This is a genomic window from Eudoraea sp., from assembly GCF_049665975.1.
Lineage (GTDB): Bacteria > Bacteroidota > Bacteroidia > Flavobacteriales > Flavobacteriaceae > Eudoraea.
Map to the genome: position 1 here is coordinate 1 of NZ_JBATGR010000537.1, position 2,308 is coordinate 2,308.

The 2,308-nt window shown below is 32.6% G+C and carries 3 protein-coding genes; all 3 read right to left on the minus strand.

The window, feature by feature from the left end:
- The coding region (locus WBN20_RS16920; protein WP_424282536.1) for a hypothetical protein at positions 1–757 on the minus strand (757 nt) is incomplete at its 3' end.
- A gap of 52 nt (positions 758–809) precedes the next feature.
- Positions 810–1,469: a hypothetical protein gene (locus tag WBN20_RS16925; RefSeq protein WP_297707677.1), complete on the minus strand. Its 660-nt coding sequence runs from the start codon at positions 1,467–1,469 to the stop codon at positions 810–812.
- Positions 1,459–2,001, minus strand: coding sequence for an RNA polymerase sigma factor (locus tag WBN20_RS16930; RefSeq protein WP_424282537.1), 543 nt, complete (start codon positions 1,999–2,001; stop codon positions 1,459–1,461). The genes WBN20_RS16925 and WBN20_RS16930 overlap by 11 nt, the downstream gene beginning before the upstream one ends.
- Positions 2,002–2,308: the final 307 nt, after the last annotated feature.

Consider the following 2,308-nt stretch of genomic DNA (forward strand, 5'->3'; position numbering starts at 1 on the left):
ACAAATTATACTTATAACCAATATTGAGAAAACCATTCACGTTGACAGTAGATTCTTCTATAAAATCAAATAACAGATTATACGAAACATAGTACCGATTTTGTAAGGTCCGTTTCTTCCTGAAAGCAAACGCCATTTCCGCCGAAATATCAATAACAGGTTCACTTTTAATCAAGTTAACGCCAACGCCACCGCTAAGCATAAGCATATCTGTTTGCTCGCTCAACATGTCGTATTGTTTTTTTTGAGATAGCTGCATCCCATCAAATGTATAGTTGTAAATTGCTGAGTGTCTTCCCTGAATAGCGGTGGTGGTATCAATAACCTCCAAAAGCTGAGTTAATAGGCTGTCTGAAATTAATTCATCGAGTTCATTAAACTGAATTTGTAAAAAGTATGTGTCTGATAGTATATTGCATTGCTTGTTAAACTGATAGCTGGTTTGTTCGCCGTTCTCCCATATCACTCTTTCGCCGGAATCGGTTTGCTTAATTGTCACCGATTTATTTGGTTCATAATTGATCGAATAAGATATTTTTTCAGGAATATCTTTGGTTTCCTTAAGTATTAATTGAAAACTCTTAAAATCTTTCTCTACATTTTCAGCTAAGTTTTTATAACTATAAATTGCCAAATTCATCCCTGCTTTGTTCTCAATTTGGACACAAGCCGAATCGATAGCGGTTTTTTGTCCGTATATAAGACTACTGAACACTAACAGTGCGGCAAGTGAAAATATTTGTGTTATTTTTTTCATTTTTTCAAGTATTTTATTATTAAAAAGTGGATTTATTTATCCGCTTTAAATTCTAGTTTTGCAATTTTGATGAAAGAGCTATTGCTCCATCATTGCCAGGACTTTGATTACCGCCAAATTTGAATTGGATTTTTTTTCTTTTCTCTTTTTTAAAAGCTGCGGTATTACTAATTAAAATTTTTGTTTCATACGCATCTGTCGTAATTTCATAAGTTGAATCCGCTGGAATATTATTCTCAATAGCCATAATTGATTCAGGAGAAATTTCTTTTTCAATATATTCTATTTGTTGGATGTAAACAGTGTCAGTAATTCGTTCTTTCAGGACAATAGGTTTAGTAACTACGACCTGTTTTTCAATAAAAACGGTGTCGTGTGTTATGATGTTAGCAGCAATTAATGATTCATTTTTGATTAATTCATTTTTGGTATTTAATTCAACCTTGTTTTTTAGGTCGGTATTTGTTTTAGCAAGTGCTTCTATCCTTTTTTGTGATTTGAGGTTTGAAACAAATAAAATTGAAGTAGAAATAAGAAGTAAAACACATGCTGCCGCTAATAGGCGGAAAAAAAGTGGTATTACGAGCTTTTTCTTTCTGTGCTGAACTTGTTTCCATATTCTTTCTTTAGCAACATTTGCTTCTGTTTCGTAAAAGTCCTCTGATTCATTTATCGATTTCCTAAAAAATGAATCAATTTTATTAGTTCCCATTTTTCTTAGCTTTATTAATTCTTTCAATTATGTTCATCCTTGCTTTTCTCAACTGCGATTTTGAAGTGCTTTCTGAAATATTCAGTAGTTCAGCTATTTCTTTGTGTGAATAACCTTCTATTGCGAACAGGTTAAAAACCATTCTGTAACCAGCAGGCAGAGCCTCAATTATGAAAAACGCCTGCTCGATATCAATATCAATTATATCAGCTGCATAGTCCGTATTGGTTTCGTATTCAAGTAAGCTCTCATTGTATCTGATTTTATTTTTAGTATTTAGATACCTTATCGATTCATTAATGACAATGGTTTTAATCCATTTTTTCAGACTGTTATCACCGCGGTACTCAAATTTCTGAATGCTATTAAAAACTTTTGTAAATGATATAATCAGTGTATCTTCAACATCATGATGGTTAGATAAAATACGCATGGACAAGTTGTACATTTGTTGATAATGCAGATTAAACAAAACGCCCTGTGCAATTTGATTACCTGATTTACAATGCTTGATAACTTCCTTTATTTCCAAGTACTTTTTTTTTGTAAGGCCGTTTAACTTAATAACCCTGATTGCCGGCTTGAAGTTGCCTGAACATCTAAATAAAAGTATTTTGTAATTAATTGTTACAAAAACATAAAGATACTGGAGCTAGCTGAAGTATTTAAGTTGTTTTCTTCAAACTGTTCTGAAAAACTCCCCCCACCCGCTGCCGCCAGCGTCACTGCAAGATTATTTCATGTTCTGTATAAAATGACTTTTGAAGTTTTCTCTAAATAAACAAAAAACACAGCTAAAAGGCCGTGGCTCTTATCTCTTTCTTAGTAATATTCAATAC

Excerpts from the sequence above, each read along its gene's own strand:
- WBN20_RS16925 (WP_297707677.1), bottom strand. The coding sequence starts at position 1,469 with ATGGGAACTAATAAAATTGATTCATTTTTTAGGAAATCGATAAATGAA.